The 18,656-nt window shown below is 74.0% G+C and carries 12 protein-coding genes; 2 read left to right on the forward strand and 10 right to left on the reverse strand.

Going from position 1 to position 18,656, the window contains the following annotated elements:
• Positions 1–2: 2 nt before the first annotated feature.
• Entirely contained in the window at positions 3–827 is an 825-nt protein-coding gene (locus ACZ7BZ_RS29805) for a class I SAM-dependent methyltransferase (protein ID WP_470361042.1), read from the forward strand.
• Positions 828–980: 153 nt separating this feature from the next.
• Here the strand turns inward: ACZ7BZ_RS29805 and ftsH are convergent, their stop codons facing one another.
• The 7 genes from ftsH to nsdA form a co-directional block, all read right to left on the reverse strand.
• Entirely contained in the window at positions 981–2,903 is a 1,923-nt protein-coding gene (gene ftsH, locus ACZ7BZ_RS29810) for an ATP-dependent zinc metalloprotease FtsH (protein WP_470361043.1), read from the reverse strand.
• Between the two features lie 113 nt (positions 2,904–3,016).
• Positions 3,017–3,541, reverse strand: coding sequence for a GNAT family N-acetyltransferase (locus tag ACZ7BZ_RS29815; protein ID WP_470361044.1), 525 nt, complete (start codon positions 3,539–3,541; stop codon positions 3,017–3,019).
• A 230-nt stretch (positions 3,542–3,771) separates the two neighbouring features.
• Positions 3,772–5,337, reverse strand: a complete 1,566-nt coding sequence (ffh, locus tag ACZ7BZ_RS29820) for a signal recognition particle protein (protein ID WP_380453476.1) — start codon at positions 5,335–5,337, stop codon at positions 3,772–3,774.
• Positions 5,338–5,573: 236 nt separating this feature from the next.
• Positions 5,574–8,009, reverse strand: a complete 2,436-nt coding sequence (locus ACZ7BZ_RS29825; RefSeq protein WP_470361045.1) for a [protein-PII] uridylyltransferase — start codon at positions 8,007–8,009, stop codon at positions 5,574–5,576.
• A 189-nt stretch (positions 8,010–8,198) separates the two neighbouring features.
• Complete coding sequence (locus tag ACZ7BZ_RS29830; RefSeq protein WP_270143771.1) at positions 8,199–8,537, reverse strand: P-II family nitrogen regulator; 339 nt, start codon at positions 8,535–8,537, stop codon at positions 8,199–8,201.
• Positions 8,534–9,946: an ammonium transporter gene (locus tag ACZ7BZ_RS29835; RefSeq protein WP_380453382.1), complete on the reverse strand. Its 1,413-nt coding sequence runs from the start codon at positions 9,944–9,946 to the stop codon at positions 8,534–8,536. Before ACZ7BZ_RS29835 ends, ACZ7BZ_RS29830 begins: the two co-directional genes overlap by 4 nt.
• A gap of 289 nt (positions 9,947–10,235) precedes the next feature.
• Positions 10,236–11,732: a transcriptional repressor NsdA gene (gene nsdA, locus ACZ7BZ_RS29840; RefSeq protein WP_380453478.1), complete on the reverse strand. Its 1,497-nt coding sequence runs from the start codon at positions 11,730–11,732 to the stop codon at positions 10,236–10,238.
• A gap of 573 nt (positions 11,733–12,305) precedes the next feature.
• Here nsdA and ACZ7BZ_RS29845 point away from each other — a divergent pair.
• Complete coding sequence (locus tag ACZ7BZ_RS29845) at positions 12,306–12,980, forward strand: bifunctional DNA primase/polymerase (protein WP_470361046.1); 675 nt, start codon at positions 12,306–12,308, stop codon at positions 12,978–12,980.
• A 196-nt stretch (positions 12,981–13,176) separates the two neighbouring features.
• Here ACZ7BZ_RS29845 and ftsY read toward each other — a convergent pair whose 3' ends face one another.
• From ftsY to ACZ7BZ_RS29860, 3 genes are all read right to left on the reverse strand, one after another.
• A complete protein-coding gene (gene ftsY / locus ACZ7BZ_RS29850) occupies positions 13,177–14,415 on the reverse strand; it encodes a signal recognition particle-docking protein FtsY (RefSeq protein ID WP_470361047.1) in 1,239 nt (412 codons plus the stop codon).
• A 47-nt stretch (positions 14,416–14,462) separates the two neighbouring features.
• Complete coding sequence (smc, locus tag ACZ7BZ_RS29855; protein ID WP_470361048.1) at positions 14,463–18,095, reverse strand: chromosome segregation protein SMC; 3,633 nt, start codon at positions 18,093–18,095, stop codon at positions 14,463–14,465.
• Between the two features lie 157 nt (positions 18,096–18,252).
• Positions 18,253–18,456, reverse strand: a complete 204-nt coding sequence (locus ACZ7BZ_RS29860) for a hypothetical protein (RefSeq protein WP_030243474.1) — start codon at positions 18,454–18,456, stop codon at positions 18,253–18,255.
• Positions 18,457–18,656 lie beyond the last annotated feature (200 nt).

An 18,656-nucleotide genomic window follows, 5' to 3' on the forward strand; every position in this document is an offset into this window, starting at 1 on the left:
CGATGGCTTCAGCTCGGACGACCGGCACGACCGCACGACCGACGGGCGCACGACCGCACCACCCGCAGCAGGGGGCCGCCGGGCCCGCGCGGGCGCGCGACTGGGCGGAGATCCAGGAACGCATGCTGGTACCGCTCTACGAGGCGGTGTACGACCGGCTGGAGGTCGGCCCGGCGAGCAGCGTGCTGGGGCTGGGCTGCCGCTCCGGACTGGCCCTCCTGCTCGCCGCCGGACGGGGCGCCCAGGTGGCCGGGCAGGAGCCCCGGGACGAGCTGCGCGAGCTGGCCCGGGACCGCCGGCTGCGGGTGTGCGCGGGGGCCCGGCCGACCGCCGCCGTCCCCCGCTCGGCCCATTCGCTAGTGACGGTCTTCGACCAGTTGCCCGGCGCCGCCGAGCCCGGCCGGGTGGTCGCCGAGGCCGCCGGGCTGACCCTTCCGGGTGGGCACGTGGTGCTGGCCGCCTGGGGGCCGCCGGAGCGCTGCGAGAGCGCCCCGGTGCTGGACGTGGCCCGCCGGCGGGCGGGGCGGACCACCGCGCGCGACCCGTTCGAGCTGAGCGCGCCCGGCGCGCTGGAGGACCTGCTCCTGCCGGTCGGCCTGCGCCCGGCGGGCAGCGGCCGGGTGGGCTGCCCGTTCGCCTACCCGGACCTCGACAGCGCGGTACGCGGGCTGCTCTCCACCGGGCTGTTCGAGGCGGCGGAGGAGTTCTCCGGGGCCGCGCTGGTGGCCAAGGAGCTGGAGGAGGCGCTGCAGCCGTACCTGCGCCCGGACGACTCGGTCCGGATGGAGAACGTCTTCCGCTACCTGATCGCCGAGCGGCCCCGTTGAGGACACCTCCTGAACAGACCCTGGACACGCTGCCGAACACGCCGCCGAACACACCCCTGAACACACCGCGAACGAACCCCCCCTGGGCGCACCGGGGAACGCACGACGAGCCGGGGGCACCCACCACCACGGCGGGCACCCCCGGCTACCGGTTCACGCCTCCTCGTCGGCCGTCTTCCGGGGCACCCCCGCCGCCCGGTAGGCCGCCTCCTCGTCCAGCGTCTCCGCCTCCAGCAGCGCCGCCGCCAGCGCGTCCAGCCGGGGCCGCTGCTCGGCCAGGATCCGCACCGCGTCCTCGTAGCACTCGGCGACGATCCGCCGGGCCTCCTCGTCCACCGCGTCCAGCGTCGTCGGCGCCGCCGAGAGCCCGTACGCGCCCTGCGCGTCCGCGGGCACGGCGGTGAGCCGCCCGACCCGCTCGCTCATCCCCCAGCGCCCGGCCATCCCGCGGGCGATGTTGGTGACCTGCTCCAGGTCGCTCTCGGCGCCGGTGGTGATCACCCCGTAGACCACCTGCTCGGCCGCCATCCCGCCGAGCGCGCCGATGATCCGGCCGCGCAGGTAGGGCTCGGTGTACGAGTAGCGGTCGTTCTCCGGGGTGGAGAGGGTGACGCCGAGGGCCCGGCCGCGCGGCACGATGGTGATCTTGCGGACCGGGTCCGCGCCCGGCTGTAGCATGCCGAGCAGCGCGTGCCCGCTCTCGTGGTATGCCGTCCGCTCGCGCTCCTCCTGCGGCATCACCAGCGGCCGTACGGCGCCCAGTTGGACCTTCTCCAGGGCGTCCGAGAGGTCCCGCTCGTTGACCGCGTCCTGCTCCCGCTTGACGGCCAGCAGAGCGGCCTCGTTGACCAGGTTGGCGAGTTCGGCGCCGGTCATCCCTGGGGTGACCTTGGCGAGCCGGGTGAGGTCGGTGTCGCCGGCCAGCGGCACGGTCCGGGTGTGGATGCGCAGGATCGCCGCGCGCCCCTCCCGGTCCGGCGGGCTGACGGTGATCCGGCGGTCGAAGCGGCCGGGGCGCAGCAGCGCCGGGTCGAGCACGTCGGCCCGGTTGGTCGCGGCGATCACGATGACGCCCTCGGAGCCGGTGAAGCCGTCCATCTCGGTGAGGATCTGGTTGAGCGTCTGCTCGCGTTCGTCGTGCCCGCCCATGCCGCCGCCGGCGCCGCGCTGGCGGCCGATGGTGTCGATCTCGTCGATGAAGATGATCGCCGGGGCCACCTTGCGGGCCTCGGTGAACAGTTCGCGGACCCGGCTGGCGCCGACGCCGACGATCATCTCGATGAACTCGGAGGCGGAGGCGGAGAAGAACGGCACGTCCGCCTCCCCGGCCACGGCCCGGGCCAGCAGGGTCTTGCCCGTCCCGGGCGGGCCGCTCAGCAGCACCCCGCGCGGCATCTTGGCGCCGAGCCTGCGGTAGCGCTCGGGGTTCTTCAAGTAGTCGACCACTTCGGTGAGTTCGGCCTCGACCTCGTCGATGCCGGCCACGTCGGCGAAGGTGGTGCGCTTGCCCTGATCGGCGGTGACCGGCTTGGGCGGGGCCTTGCGGCCGAGCGGTCCGCCGCCGAGGCCGCCGGCCATCCGGCGGGCGAGCAGCACCCAGATGAAGACCAGCAGCAGCATCGGGGCGAGCGAGAGCAGCAGGTTGGTGAGGAAGCTGCGCTGCTGGACCGGCGAGGTGGCGGTGACCTCGACGCCCTGCTGCTGCAGGGTGGTCCAGAGGTTGTCGCCCGCGAAGGAGGGGCGCTGGGTGTCGAACTCCGTGTAGTCGCCCTTGCCGCCGTCGGGCTTGGGCTGGGCGCTCTTGAGGGTGCCCTCGATCGCGTCGCCCTTGGAGTAGATCTTGGTGATGTTGCCCTTGTTCAGCTGGTTGTTGAACTCGGTGTAGGAGATCGTGGTGGCGCCCTCGTTGCCGAAGAACGACAGCAGCAGGTCGGAGATCAGGAACACCACGAGTGCGGTGAGGACGAGGCCGGCCCAGCCGCCGGGCATCCGGCGGCGGGGCGGCGGCGGGGGCGGGGCCCCCTCGGACCGCCAGGGCTGGTCGGGGGTCTGGCGCGGCGGCACGGGTTCGGTCACCCACCGGACAATACGGACAGCCGCTCGGGCGGGCCAACCGCAACGCCGCGCCGGACCGGCCGTACGGCCGTGCCCAAGCCCCCCGACCAGCGGTTATGACGCCCCGTCGGGGCTCACACGGCGGCGCCCGGCCACTCCTCCGCGGTCAGCGCGAACCGCTCGTGGTCGCGCCAGTCCCCCTGCAGGAAGAGCATCCGCGGGGTGAAGCCCTCGTGCCGGAAGCCCAGCCGCTTGGCCAGCGCGATCGAGCGCTCGTTCTCCGGCTGCACGTTGATCTCCAGCCGGTGCAGCCCCAGCCCGTCGGCCGACTGCGGGGCGAAGCAGCGGTCCAGGACCAGCCGCAGGCCCTCGGTCATCCGCCCGGTGCCGGCGAACGGCAGGTACGAGTCGTAGCCCAGCGAGGCGTTGCAGAACCGGCCCATCACGATGTTGGCGACGTTCACCTTCCCGACGAGCCCGCCGGTTTCCCGGTCGAGGATCAGGAAGGTGCGCAGGCCGGCCCCCTGCCGCCCCAGCAGCTCCGGCAGGCCGTCCGGCTCGACCGGGTTCCACCGTCCGATGTGCTCGGCGGACCGTCGGACCGCCTCCGCGTACACAACCTCGTCCTCGGCCCTCGGGGCCCTGATCGTCACTCGCATGCCGCCATCATCGGACACCGCACCGTCCTCCGGCACCGCAGCGTGCCCGGCCAGGCCGACACGTGCCCGAACACCACCCCCGGCCCTCACCCGGCCCGCACGCACGGACGCGGCGGCGGCAGCGACGGCGACGGCAGCAGCAGCAGCAGCGACGACGGCCCGGACACGCGAACGGCCCGCCGCCCGGAGTGCACCGGGCGACGGGCCGAACAGGATTGCCGGGCCGAGGCCTACAGCAGGTCCTTGAACTCCTTGGGCAGTTCGAAGTCGGCCGGGCCCTTGCCCGCGCCGAGGCCGAACGCGCCGCCGTCGGCCGGGCCCTGGCCGGCACCCGGACCGAGCGCGCGGCGCTCGGCGGCCGCGGCCTCCTCCTGCGCCCGCTTCAGCGGGTTGCCGCTCTTGCGCTTGCCCTTGGCCTGCGGGGCCTTCTTGCCGGACTTCTTCGCGCCGCCGCCCATGCCGGGGATCCCCGGCATGCCGGGCATGCCCTTGCCGGAGGCCATCGCGGACATCATCTTGCGGGCGTCGAAGAACCGCTCGACCAGGTTCTTGACCTCGCCGACCTGGACGCCCGCGCCCTTGGCGATGCGGGCCCGGCGGGAGCCGTTGATCAGCTCCGGCTCGGCGCGCTCGGTCGGGGTCATCGACTTGATGATCGCCCCGACCCGGTTGACGTCCTTGTCATCGATGTTGTTGATCTGCTCGCGGATCTGGCCCATGCCGGGCAGCATGCCGAGCAGCTTGGAGATCGAGCCCATCTTCTGGACCTGCTCCAGCTGGGACAGGAAGTCGTCCAGCGTGAAGGCCTTCGGGCCGCCGCGCAGCTTGGCGGCGATCTTCTCGGCCTCCTCCTGCGAGAAGGTCTGCTCGGCCTTCTCGATCAGCGAGAGGACGTCACCCATGCCCAGGATGCGCGAGGCCATCCGGTCCGGGTGGAAGGCGTCGAAGTCGTCGACCTTCTCGCCGTTGGAGGCGAACATGATCTGCCGGCCGGTGACGTGCGCGACCGACAGGGCGGCACCACCGCGGGCGTCGCCGTCGAGCTTGGAGAGCACGACACCGGTGAAGTCGACGCCGTCGAGGAAGGCCTGCGCGGTGGTGACCGCGTCCTGGCCGATCATCGCGTCGACGACGAACAGGACCTCGTCGGGGTTCACCGCGGCGCGGATGTCGGCGGCCTGCTGCATCAGCTCGGCGTCGATGCCCAGGCGGCCGGCGGTGTCCACGACGACGACGTCGTACTGCTTCTGCTTGGCGTACTCGATCGAGTCCTTGGCGACCTGCACCGGGTCGCCGACGCCGTTGCCCGGCTGCGGGCCGTAGAAGGCCACGCCGGCGCGGTCGGCGACCACCTGGAGCTGGTTGACCGCGTTGGGGCGCTGGAGGTCGCAGGCGACCAGCAGCGGGGTGTGCTTCTGCTTCTTCAGCCAGGCACCGAGCTTGCCCGCGAGGGTGGTCTTACCGGCACCCTGCAGACCGGCGAGCATGATGACCGTCGGGCCGCTCTTGGCGAACCGCACCCGGCGGGTCTCGCCACCGAGGATCGCGATGAGCTCCTCGTTGACGATCTTGATGATCTGCTGCGCCGGGTTCAGCGCGCCGGAGACCTCGACGCCGAGCGCCCGCTCCTTGACCTGCTTGATGAAGGCCCGGACGACCGGCAGCGCGACGTCCGCCTCCAGCAGCGCGATGCGGATCTCGCGGGCGGTGGCGTCGATGTCCGCCTCGCTCAGGCGGCCCTTGCCCCGGAGGTTCTTGAACGTCGCTGCGAGGCGATCGGAAAGGGTGTCGAACACGTCGTCGCGGGTCCTCTGCGGCATCGGTATCAGTACGGTCGTCGTCCCCCAGGGTATCCGGCCGCCCCGGGTACGGTCTCCACCCCCGTACGGCGGACCTCCGGCATCCCGTGCGGCGGACCTCCGCCGCCCCGTACGACGGACCTCCGCCGCCCCGTACGGCGGACCTCCGGCATCCCGTGCGGCGGACCTCCGCCGCCCCGTACGGCGGAGGTCCGGCCCCGGACGGCAAGGCCTCAGCCCAGCGCCGCCCGGACCGCCGCCGCCACCTCCCCGGCCCGCCCCGCGGTGAGCGGACGACCCTCCGGATCGGTCAGGTAGAAGGAGTCGACGGCCTCCGCACCCAGCGTGGAGACGTGCGCGGTGCGCACCCGGACGCCCGCCCCGTCCAGCGCCCGTCCGATCCGGTGCAGCAGCCCGGGGGCGTCGTGCGCGCGGACCTCCAGCACGGTCGCGGTCGCCGAGGCCACCGCCGGCGCCACCGCGACCAGCGGCGGTGGGGTCGCTATGCCCCGGCGGCGCGGGGCGGCGGCGTCCCGCTCGGCGAGGCGGCGGGAGACGTCCAGCGAGCCGTCCAGCGCCCGGCGCAGGTCGGCGCGCAGCCGGGCCGCCTCCGGCAGTTCGCCGAACTCGGCGGCCACCCGCCAGGACAGCAGCAGCACCGGGCCCGCGCCGATCGGGTCCAGTTCGCGCAGACCGGCGGAGCGGACGGTCAGCCGGTGCAGCGCCAGCACCCCGGCCACCGTGCCGAGCAGCCCGGGCCGGTCCGGGACGGCCAGGGTCAGCTCGACGCCCATCGGTTCGGTGCCCGGGTCCGCGCCCACCGCCTGGGCCAGCAGCGACAGTGCGGGAGCGCCGGTGCGGGCGGCCTCGACGGCGAGCCGCTCCTGCTCCGCGCCGGGCGCGACCTCCGTCGGCGGGACCGGGCCCCCGGCCAGCTGGGCGGCGGCCCGGGCCACCAGGCCGTCCACCAGCGAGGCCCGCCAGGCGCTCCACGCCGCCGGGCCGGTGGCCAGCGCGTCCGCCTCGGTGAGCGCGTGCAGCAGCTCCAGCTCCGGCAGCGTGCCGACCGCCTTGGTGACCGTCTCGACGGTGGCCGGGTCGTCCGGGTCGCGCCGGGTCGCGGTGTCGACCAGGGTCAGGTGGTGGCGGACCAGCACCGCCAGGGTCTCGGTGTCCTCGGGCGGGAAGCCCATCCGGGCGGCCAGGTCGCGGACGATCACCTCGCCGGCCTCGCTGTGGTCGCCGGGCCAGCCCTTGCCGATGTCGTGCAGCAGCGCGGCGACCAGCAGCAGGTCCGGCCGGGCCACCCGGCGGGTCATCGCGGCGGCCCGGACGGCCGTCTCCACCAGGTGCCGGTCCACCGTCCAGCGGTGCACCGCGTTGCGCTGCGGGCGGCAGCGCACCCGCTCCCAGTCCGGTATCAGCCTGGTCACCAGCCCCTCCGCCTCCAGCGCCTCCCACACCGGCACGGCCGCCTCCCCCGCCCCCAGCAGGGTCACCAGCTGCTCGCGCGCCTCGTCCGGCCAGGGCACCGGCAGCGGACGGCACTCGGTGGCCAGTCGGCGCACCGTCGCGTACGAGACGGTCAGCCCGTTCTGGGCGGCGGCGGCCGCGGCGCGCAACGGCAGCACCGGGTCGGCGGCAGGGCGGGCGGCCTGGGCGAGCACCGCCTCGCCGTCCTGCTCGACCACGCCCTCGGCGAGCGGGCGGCGCGTGACGGCGCCCCGGGCCACCGCGCCGCTGCCGCGCCCGGCACCGGTGAATGGGAAGCCCAGCCGGACGGCCCGACGGCCCCGGCCGGAGCGGGCGGCGAGCACCCGGTCCACCGCCCGCCAGGTGACGTCGGTCGCGTAGGAGACGGTCCGGGCGGCCTCGTAGACCTGGCGCAGCAGGGTGTCGGCGTCCAGCACCCCGAGCCGCTCGGCGACCTGGTCCTGGTCCTGGAGGCTGAGCCGTTCGGTGGCCCGTCCGGTGGCCAGGTGCAGGGCGTCGCGGACATCGGCGAGCCGCAGCGCCGCGGCGTCCAGGCCGTCCCGGGGCGCGTCGGCGAGCCAGGTGGCGGCGACGGCGTCGAGCGCGACCAGGTCGCGCAGGCCGCCGCGGGCCTCCTTGAGGTCGGGCTCCAGCAGGAAGGACAGCTCGCCGTGCCGTTCGGCCCGCTCCCGGCCCAGTTCGCGCAGCTCTGGCAGGCGCGCGGGGGCGCTGGCGCGCCAGTCGGTGAGCACCGCGGAGCGCAGCGCGGCGGTGAGCGCCGGGTCCCCGGCGAGGTGGCGGGCGTCCAGCAGGCCGAGCTGGGCCTTGAGGTCGGCGGCGGCCACCGCACGGGCCTCGGCGGGGGTGCGCACCGAGTGGTCGAGCTTGGCTCCGGCGTCCCAGACCGGGTACCAGATCCGCTCGGGCAGCTCACGGGCGATCGGGCCGTCGTGCAGCAGCAGGACGTCCAGGTCGCTGCGCGGGGACAGCTCGCCCCGGCCGTAGCCGCCGACGGCGACCAGCGCGACGCCGGAGGCCGGGGCCCCGGCGGCGGCGAGCAGCCCGGCCAGCCAGTCGTCGGTGAGCCGGGCGAGCGCGAGGCGGCGCGGGCGGCCGGTCAGTCCGGGCCGTTCCAGCAGCGCGGTCCGGGCCGCCGGGTGGTCCAGGGGATCGGAGGGGCTGGTCTCGGTGGTCATGCGCGGGGTCCCGTCCGTGATGCGGGTGAGCCGTGGTGCGGGTGGGCCGTGGTGCGGGTGGGCCGTACAGCCGAGCCGTCGTGCAGCCAGGCGGTCGTACGGCCGAGCCGTCGTACGGCCGAGCGGGGATGCACCGACGGGCGGACCCGCGCCCCGGGCAGGGGCGGGTCCGCCGGATCGGTCAGTGCCTCACAGGGCGTCCGGGCCGCGTTCGCCGGTGCGGACCCGGACGGCGGTGTCGACCGGGATGCTCCACACCTTGCCGTCGCCGATCTTGCCGGTGCGGGCGGCCTTCACCAGGACGTCGATCAGGTCGTCGGCGTCCTCGTCCTCGACCAGCACCTCGATCCTGATCTTCGGCACCAGGTCGACGGTGTACTCGGCGCCCCGGTAGACCTCGGTGTGGCCCCGCTGGCGCCCGTAGCCGCTGGCCTCGGTGACGGTCAGGCCGTGGACCCCGAAGGCCTGCAGGGCGGCCTTCACCTCGTCCAGGCGGTACGGCTTGATCACGGCGGTGATGAGCTTCATCGGGCGTCGACCTCGGTCTTCTCGGCGGGCTGTTCGGTGGTCTTGTCGGCGGCCTTCTCGACGGCCGTCCCGGCGGGCTTGCCACCAGGCGCGGACCCGGGCCCGGAGCTGGCACCGGAGCCGAGGCCCAGCGCCGGCAGGGCCCGGGCCAGGCCGCCTCCGACGGCGCTGAAGTCGTAGGCGGACTCGGCGTGTTCGGCCTGGTCGATGCCGGCCACCTCGACCTCCTCGGCGACCCGGAAGCCGACCAGCTTGTCGACGGCCTTGGCCAGCAGCCAGGAGAGCACGAAGGAGTACGCCGCGACCACCGCCACGCCCATCGCCTGCTTGCCGAGCTGACCCAGCCCGCCGCCGTAGAACAGGCCCTTGGCGGTCTGGCCGACCCCGCCGGTGGCGAACAGGCCGATCAGCAGCGAGCCGATCGCCCCGCCCACCGCGTGCACGCCCACCACGTCGAGCGAGTCGTCGAAGCCCCAGCGGTACTTGAGCGAGACGGCCGCGGCGCAGACGGCGCCCGCGATCAGGCCGATGGCCACCGCGCCGAGCGGGCTGACCGAGCCGCAGGCCGGGGTGATCGCGACCAGGCCGGCCACCGCGCCGGAGGCGGCGCCCAGCGTGGTGAACGCGCCGTGCTTGAGCTTCTCGTAGACCAGCCAGCCGACCAGCGCGGCACCGGTGGCGACCTGGGTGTTGACCATCGCCATCGCGGCCACGCCGTTGGCGGCCAGCGCCGAGCCCGCGTTGAAGCCGAACCAGCCGAACCACAGCAGCCCGGAGCCGAGCATCACCAGCGGCAGGCTGTGCGGGCGCATCGGGTCCTTCTTGAAGCCGACCCGCTTGCCCAGCACCAGGCAGAGTGCGAGGCCGGCGACACCGGCGTTGATGTGCACGGCCGTTCCGCCGGCGAAGTCGATCACGCCGTTTCTGTCGCCCAGCCAGCCGCCGTGGCCGTTGTCCATGAAGAACACCCAGTGCGCGACCGGGAAGTAGACGACCGACACCCAGAGCGCGATGAACAGGCCCCAGGCGGAGAACTTGGCCCGGTCCGCGACGGCGCCGCTGATCAGCGCCGGGGTGATGATCGCGAACATCAATTGGAAGATCGCGAAGGCCGTCACCGGGATCGACCCGGTCAGTTCGTTCAGTCCGATGCCGCGCATCCCGAGGAAGTCCAGGTTGCCGATGAGTCCGGCGAAGGAGTCGGGCCCGAAGCTGAGCGAATAGCCGTAGAGGACCCACAGCACACTGACGATGCCGAGCGAGAGGAAGCTCATCGCCAGCATGTTCAATGTGCTCTTGGCCCTGACCATGCCCCCGTAGAAGAAGGCCAGGCCCGGGGTCATCACCATGACCAGGGCCGCACTGATGAGCACGAAGGCGGTGTCGCCCGCGCTGAAGCCGTCCGGCATCGGCGTCTCCTCTGCGTCCAAGCCGCTCCGCCCCCGGGTACCTGTCCCGTGCCACCCGGGGTGTCGGCGATGAAGAGGAGAGTGCCGAAGGCGGGTTTCGGCCAGTGCGGTCGCTTGTTTCGCGGCCGTGACGCGTGCGACGCGCGGGTTACGGCCGCGTGAACCGCGGCCCCGCCGCAGGGCCGGATGGGCTACTCTGCCGCCGCACCGCACGGTCCGTGGCCCGTAAAGCCACCGACCGTGACGGCGGCGGCCGTCACGGTCGGTGGAGTCTCCTGCCCTGGGCCGCTCAGACCACCGAGACGAACTCCGGGATGTCCTGGACCACCCGCTCCTGGAGCCGGCTCACCGCGTCCACGCCCTGGAACCGGGCGGCCGCGGCCTCCGTGGTCTTGCGGACCCGGGAGTTCAGCCGCTCCGAGCGCACCTTGGTCGCGATGTCCACCGCCTGTTCGGCGTACCGCGCCGCCTCCTCGGCCTCCTTCTGCAGCAGGTGGACGCTGGCCATGCCGATCAGGTTGAAGGCGTACGAGCGCACGTGGTCGTCGTCCTGGCGGAACAGGTCGACGGCGCGCCCCATCACCGGCGCGGACAGCGAGGCGTACAGCTGGGCGTTGTCCGAGTGGTACGCGAGGTCGCGGTAGGAGTGGGCGTTCTCGGCGTTCAGCTCGGCCGGCGAGAAGAACTTCAGCCAGTCCGGGTCCCCGTCGCCCTCGCGGATGTCGGTGAAGGTGTCCTCGGCCAGCCGGATCGCCCGGGCGCAGCGGTTCACCTCGCCGATGGTGGCGTAGGCGCGCGCCTCCATCGCGTACAGCAGGGACTGCTGCCGCGGGGTGGCGGTGTCCCGGCTGCCGTACTGGGCCAGGTGGATCAGGTCCAGGGCGTCCTCGCCCCGGTTGAGGTGGATCATCTGGCGGCTCATGTCGGTGAGGATCAGCGCGCCGAACGGGCGGTCGCCGGCCTCCTTGGCGGCGTGCAGGGCGAGCACGTAGTACTTCTGCGCGCTCGGGTGCATCCCGACGTCGTAGGACATCCAGCCGGCCAGGTGGGCGAGTTCGGCGGTGAGCCGGAACAGCCGCTTGGTGGTGTCCTCGCTGTACGTCTCCTGCAGCAGGTCGGTGACCTCGTGGAGCTGGCCGACCACGGCCTTGCGGCGCAGCCCGCCGCCGTTCTGGGCGTCCCACTGGCGGAACATGACCGTGGTCTGCTCCAGCAGTTCCAGCTCGGGCTCGGAGAGCCGGCCGGTGAACACCTCGCCGCCGTTGGCCGCGGTGAGGATCGGGGTGGGGATGCCCGTCGGGCCGGGGGCGAGCCAGCGCTGCATGGGCTCGATCAGCGCGGCGCCGGCGGTCAGCGCGAGTGAGGTGCCGAGGAAGCCCCGGCGGTTGAGCATCAGGTCGCTGCGGGAGTAGTCGCTGATCAGCTGGACGGTCTGCGGGGCGCTCCACGGCAGGTCCACGCCGCCACCGACGGTGGAGACCGGGATCGCGGCGCGCAGGCCGAGGTCCTCGATCGAGACCACCGAGCCGAAGCGCTCCGAGAACAGCTCGGACATGATCTTGGGGATCGGCTCGCGGGGCTGCTCGCCGTCGAGCCATCGGCGCACCCGGGAGGTGTCGGTGGACACGTGGTGGGCGCCGATCTGCCGGGCCCGGCGGTTGACCTGGCGGGCCAACTCCCCCTTGGACCAGCCACTGCGGGCGAACCACGTGGTCAGCTTCTCGTTGGGTTGCTTCTCTGCCATGGGAACGTCCCCATCCCGCCCGGCCCCTGCGGGGCCCCCGATCGTGACCGCCCGACGGTTGCGGGCTCTTGCCAGACGTGCCGTGTCTGAGGTGTTGCGGTACCGCCTCGTCGTACTGGTGTGCCATCGTCGTGGACGGTCCGTCAGATCCCCAACTCCCGTTCCCCGACGGCCCGGAGCGGGAGCTCCGACGACGTCCGCGTGCTGAACGTAGTGCCCCGCGAGGTACCCGTGGGAGCGCCCCTGGCGAAACGCCACCTTTCGCCACCCCCAGGAGTGAACCGAACTCCGGGAGCACGCGCTTGACTAGGTGGTCGCGGCGGCCCGGCATATGCGGGCCGCCAAGTCCCCCGGCCACCCCCGGAAGACCCGGCAGCCCCCGCAATCCGCCGCAGCCACAGGCGAGTTCGCCACCCACTCGGGACGGCAACCACCACGCGCACCCGACGATCCGGCATCGGCGCCGCCCCCACAAGGCGGCGCCCGAGGCACACCCCCGCAACAGGCGCACGCCAAGCGCTGCGCGCCGCCACCGCACTACGCACCACGGAACGGACAATCAACACACAGTCACCATCCCGTAACCATCGGCAACCAGAACCTGTTGGGGGAGGCATGGACAACCTGTTCGGCGAACTTCGACTGGGGCACCTGCGGCTGGCGCCGTTGGGCGCGCGCCGCCGCACCAAGGTCACCGCGTCCCAGGCCGCCGCGGAGTACACCGGCCGCTGGGGCTGGACCGTCGCCACCGGCGACCCGGCCGACTCCGCCACCCCGCCCCACTGCCCCTGCGGCTCCCGGCGCTGCGCCGCGCCCGGCCTGCACCCCGTGCCGGGCACCGCGAGCCGGGCCGGGGCCACCGGGGCCGAGGGCTCCGTGCTGTTCCCCACCGGCCGCGCCTTCGACGTCCTGGACGTCCCCGAGCCGGCCGGCCTGCAGGCGTTGGTCCGGCTGGAGCGGATGGGCACCCAGGTAGGCCCGGTGCTCGCCCCGCCCACCGGCCGGCTGCAGTTCCTGGTCGCCGCCGGCACCGCCCGTCGACTGCCCGACCTGCTCTACCGGATGGGCTGGGACGACGCCGCGCTCGACCTGACCTGCCACGGCGAGGGCAGCTACGTCGCCGCCCCGCCCACCGTGCTCGGCGAACTCGGCCCGGTCCGCTGGCTGCGCCGCCCCACCCGCGACAACGCCGGCTGCCCGCCCGAGGCCCGGCTGCTGCTCGGCACCCTCGCCTACGCCTGCCACCGCAGCCGCGAGCGCACCGCCGAGCCCGCCTGGATCGCCTCCTGACCCGTCCGGCGCCGCGCCCGCTCTCCTCCGGGGCGCTCTGACCGGTGCCGAGGGCGTCGCTCCAGCGCTCGCACCTCGCCCGTCACTCCTCCCTCTCGGCCCCGACCCGCCCCGTCGGCTCGGGGCGGGAGGCACCCTGGGCACGCGAGAGGGCCCGCTCCCGGAGGAGCGGACCCTCGTCGACGGGGAGTCCCGGTCAGTCCCCGATCAGCGCGTCCACGAACGCACCCGGCTCGAACGGCGCCAGGTCGTCCGCGCCCTCGCCCAGACCGATCAGCTTGACCGGCACGCCCAGCTCGCGCTGCACCGCGACCACGATGCCGCCCTTGGCGGTGCCGTCCAGCTTGGTCAGCACGATGCCGGTGATGTCCACCACCTCGGCGAACACCCGGGCCTGGATCAGACCGTTCTGGCCGGTGGTGGCGTCCAGCACCAGCAGCACCTCGTCCACCGGGCCGTGCTTCTCGACGACCCGCTTGACCTTGCCCAGCTCGTCCATCAGGCCGGTCTTGGTGTGCAGTCGGCCGGCGGTGTCGATCAGCACGGTGTCGACGCCCTCGGCGATGCCCTCCTTGACCGCGTCGAAGGCGATCGAGGCCGGGTCGCCGCCCTCCGGGCCGCGCACGGTACGCGCACCGACCCGCTCGCCCCAGGTCTGCAGCTGGTCCGCGGCCGCGGCCCGGAAGGTGTCGGCCGCGCCGAGCACCACCCGGCGGCCGTCGGCGACCAGGACGCGGGCCAGCTTGCCGGTGGTGGTGGTCTTGCCGACGCCGTTGACGCCGACGACCAGGACCACGGCCGGGCCCTCCTCGTGCTTGGTGGAGCGGACGGTGCGGTCGGCGTCCTTGCCGACCAGCTCGACCAGCTCCTCGCGGAGCAGGCCGCGCAGCTCCTCGGGCGTACGGGTGCCGAGCACCTTCACCCGGGTGCGCAGCCGCTCGACCAGCTCCTGGGTGGGGGCGACGCCGACGTCCGCGGTGAGCAGGGTCTCCTCGATCTCCTCCCAGGTGTCCTCGTCCAGGTGCTCGCGCGAGAGCAGCGAGAGCAGCCCCTTGCCGAGGGAGTTCTGCGAACGGGAGAGCCGGGAGCGCAGCCGGACCAACCGGCCGGCGGTGGGCTCGGGGACCTCGATGGCGGGCGCCACCTCGGCCTCGGCGGGGGCCTCGACCTCGACGGCCTCGGGGATCTCGGGGGCCTCGGGGACCGCGGGGGCCTCGGGGAGCGGCACCTCCTCGACGGTGCGGCGCGGCTCCTCGGTCGGCGGCGCGGCCTCCTCGCCGACCTGGGGCTCCCGCGGGGTGGGCTTCGGCGCCGTGATGACCGGCGCCTGCGACTTCGGGGGCAGCTGCTGGCGTCGTCTGCCGGAAACGACGAGGCCCGCGATCGCGCCGACGGCGACCACGGCGATGACTACGGCAAGGATCACGTATTCCATAACCCGACCAGTATCCGTGACCGGAGCCGTTCCGGACCGCCGCCGCCCTAGACCGTCACCCGACCGACGCCCGACGGACGCCGCTCCCGGCGCTCTCCCCCGGCCTGGCGGCCGGGAGGTGCCCCCTCGCGCAGCCGCTGGCTGATCACCTGGGAGATCCCGTCGCCCTTCATGGTCACGCCGTACAGCGCGTCGGCGGACTCCATGGTCAGCTTCTGGTGGGTGATCACGATCAGCTGGGAGCTCTCCCGCAGCTCCTCCATGATCCCGACCAGTCTGCGCAGGTTGGTCTCGTCCAGCGCCGCCTCCACCTCGTCCATCACGTAGAACGGGCTGGGCCGGGCCTTGAAGATCGCCACCAGCAGCGCCACCGCGGTCAGCGAGCGCTCGCCGCCGGACAGCAGCGACAGCCGCTTGACCTTCTTGCCCGGCGGGCGGGCCTCCACCTCGACCCCGCTGGTGAGCATGTTGTCCGGGTCGGTCAGCACCAGCCGCCCCTCGCCGCCCGGGAAGAGCCGGGCGAAGACACCCTCGAACTGGGCGGCGGTGTCGTGGTACGCCGAGGTGAACAGCTGCTCGACCCGCTGGTCCACGTCCCGGACGATGTCCAGCAGGTCGCGCCGGCTGCGCTTGAGGTCGTCCAGCTGCTCGCCGAGGAACGTGTGGCGCTCCTCCAGCGCGGCGAACTCCTCCAGCGCCAGCGGGTTGACCTTGCCCAGCTGCTGGTACGCCTTCTCGGCGGCGCGCAGCCGCTTCTCCTGCTCGGCCCGGACGTACGGGTACGGCTCCCCCCGCTCCTGTCCCTCCTCGGCGGCGCCATCAGCGGGCGACGGCGGCACGGGCTGGTCCGGTCCGTACGAGGCCAGCAGCTCGCCCCCGTCGATGCCGAACTCCTCCAGCGCGCGGGCCTCCAGCTGCTCGATCCGCAGCCGCTTCTCCGCCCGCAGCACCTCGTCCCGGTGGCCGGCGTCGACCAGCTTGTCCAGCTCCTCCTTGAGCCCGCGCCCGTGCTCGCGGTGCTCCCGGAGCTCGTTCTCCCGCTCGGCGAGCGCCTGTTCGACGCCCGCGCGCCCGGCGTCCACCCGGGCCAGCGACACCTCCAGGCAGGCCAGCAGCTGCCGGGCGCCCGCCGCGACGGCGTTCGCCACCCGGGCGTCGTGCTCGGCGCGCCGGCGGCGTTCGGCGGCCCGGGCGCGCGCCTCGCGCTCGGCGCGGGCGGCCCGGTCCAGCTGGTCGGCCCGGCCGGCCAGCGCGCGGACCCGCTCCTCGTGGGTGCGCACCGCGAGCCGGGCCTCCAGTTCGCCCTGCCGGGCGGCGGAGGCGGCGCCGGCCAGCCGCTGCTGCTCGGCCGGGTCCGGCTCGTCCTCCCCGGACTGCACCGACTCCTCGGCGGCGGCCAGTCGTTCGGCCAGTTCCTCGGCGGTGGCGAGCAGTTCGGCCAGGCCCTGTTCGGCCCGCGCGGCGGCGGCCGACAGCCGCTCGGCCTCCCCGGCGGCGGCCCGGGCCTGTCCGCCGAGCCGGCCGAGCGCCCTCGCCACCTGGGCCCGCTCCTTCTCCGCCTGCCGCCGCAGTTCGCCGAGCCGCTCGACCTCCGCGGCCGACTCCCGGCGCAGTTCGGTGAGTCGGGCCAGTCGCTCGGCCGATTCGGCGCAGCGGAGGTCGAGTTCGCCGATCGCCCGGGCCGCCTGGCCCACCGCCGCCTGGGTCTCCAGCAGGCTGGGCGCGCCACCGGAGCCACCCTGGGCGAAGCCGGCGCCCAGCCGGTCGCCCTCGGTGGTGACGGCGGACAGTTCGGGGTGGTCGGCGACCAGTCGCAGCGCCTGCTCCAGGTCGGCGACCACGACCACCCCGGCCAGCCGGTTCCGTACGGCGGCGATCAACTCGCCCGGCCCGTCGACCAGTTCGGCGGACCATCGGGCGCCATCCGGCAACTCACCGTTTCCGCGCGGGAGTTCCTCTGCTCCGGCGATCAACAGCGCCGCCCGACCGGCGTCCTGGGCGCGCAACAGTCGCAGCGCGCCGACGGCGGCCTGCGGCGACTCGACGGCCACCGCGTCGGCGGCGGCCCCGAGCGCGGCGGCCACCGGCACCTCGTAACCGGGCTCGATCCGCAGCAGCGCGGCCGCCGGGCCGAGCAGCCCGGTCAGCCGCTCCCCCGCAGCCAGCAGCGCGCCGGTGCCGTCCTTGCGGCGCAGTCCGAGCGAGAGCGCCTCGTGCCGCGCGGTGAGCCCGGCCCGTTCGCGTTCGGCGGCCGCGGCCTCCTCCCGGGCGGCGGTCTGGTCCCGTTCGGCCTCGGCCAGCCGGGCCCGGGCCCGCTGGTACCCGGCCTCGGCCTGTTCGTCGTCCCCGGTCAGGCCGTCCACCTGCTGCTGGAGTTCGTCCAGTTCGCCCTGCGCGGCCCCGGCGCGCAGCAGCGCCTCGTCCCTGGCCTCGGTGAGCCGACCGATCTCGGCCTCCGCCGAGCCGACCCTGGAGCGGGCGGCGGCGTCCTGTCCCTGGAGCCGGGCCAGGCCCTCCCGGCGGTCCGCGATGGCCCGGGCGGCGTCCCGCAGCTGGCGTTCCTCGGCGGCCAGCCCGCGCTCCAGTTCGTCCTTGCGCTCGATCGCCTCGGCCAGCGCGTACCGGGCTTCCTCCAGCGCCTCGGCGAGGGCGGCCTCATCCTCGCGGATCCGCTCGGCCTCCTGTTCCAGCTCCTCCGGGTCCCGGCCGCGCCGTTCCTCGGCCGCGCTCCCGGCGGCGGCGTGCCGGGCCCGGGCCTCGGCCAGTCCGATCGTGCCTCGGGTGCGTTCGGCGAGGGCGGAGAGGCGATACCAGGTCTGCCGGGCGGCCTCCAGGCCCGGGCCGAGTTGCCGGACCTGTGCCTCCAGGACCTGCTCGCGCTGCACCGCCCGCGCCAGTCCCTGTTCGACAGTGGTCCGGCGCAGCCGCAGCGCCAGTTCGTCGGCGACCTCGGCCTCGACGGCCCGGCGCAGCGCGAGCAGGTCGTCGGCGAGCAGCCGCAGTCGGGCGTCCCGCAGGTCGGCCTGGATGCCGGCGGCCCGGCGGGCGATCCGGGCCTGTCGGCCGAGCGGTCCGAGCTGGCGGCGCAGTTCGGCGACCAGGTCCTGGACCCGGTTGAGGTTGGCCTGCATCGCGTCCAGCTTCCGCAGCGCCTTCTCCTTGCGCTTGCGGTGCTTGAGGACGCCGGCCGCCTCCTCGATGAAGGCGCGCCGGCCCATGGGGTCGGCGTGCAGCACGGAGTCGAGCTGGCCCTGTCCGACGATGACGTGCATCTCGCGGCCGATGCCGGAGTCGGAGAGCAGTTCCTGGATGTCCAGCAGGCGGCAGGTCTCGCCGTTGAGCGCGTACTCGCTGCCGCCGTTGCGGAACATGGTCCGGGTGATCGTCACCTCGGAGTAATCGATCGGCAGGGCTCCGTCGCCGTTGTCGATGGTGAGGCTGACCTCGGCCCGGCCGAGCGGGGCGCGCCCGCTGGTCCCGGCGAAGATGACGTCCTCCATCTTGCCGCCGCGCAGCGACTTGGCCCCCTGCTCGCCCATCACCCAGGACAGCGCGTCCACCACGTTCGACTTGCCGGAGCCGTTCGGGCCGACCACGCAGGTGATGCCAGGCTCGAAGCGCAGGGTGGTGCTGGAGGCGAAGGACTTGAAGCCGCGCAGCGTCAGACTCTTCAGGTGCACGCGGCCGGTCTCCTCATTCGCTCACGACGGGAACCGACTGTATCCGGAGTCCGACACGACGAAGGGACGCCACATCCGGGCGTCCCTTGCAAAGCTGCGTCCCTTTCGGGGCGGCTCAGTGCACAGCGGCGTCGATCCGTGAGGAGCGGGGCGGGGCTCAGGTGAGAGCCGGCTCCCGCTGATCCAGGTCGATGCTGTTGAGCAGCGAGTGCTCGTCAGCGACAGCGGTGAGCGCGTCGTTCTCAGCCTGCATCCGAAGGAGCTCGGACTCCAGGTCCTGGACGCGCTGCTGAAGCCGTCGCATCTCGGAGAGCATTCGCGGGTCGGGGCCGCCGACGTACCCGAGAAGCGCCTTTGCCATGATGAATGGTCCTCCACGCTGAGTGACCGAACCGGAACGGTACAGGTCTAGGGGGAAGGGGGACGCACGCGCGGCGCGTACCGGAAGTGCTGGCTGGGCACTACGGCACAACCGCCGTGAGCTGGGCTCACGAGGGCATGCGCCTACCGGGATACGCGATCGTGTGCGCGGGTTTCAAGCGTCTCACCAAAGACGGTACG

This window comes from Kitasatospora sp. NPDC036934, assembly GCF_055608425.1.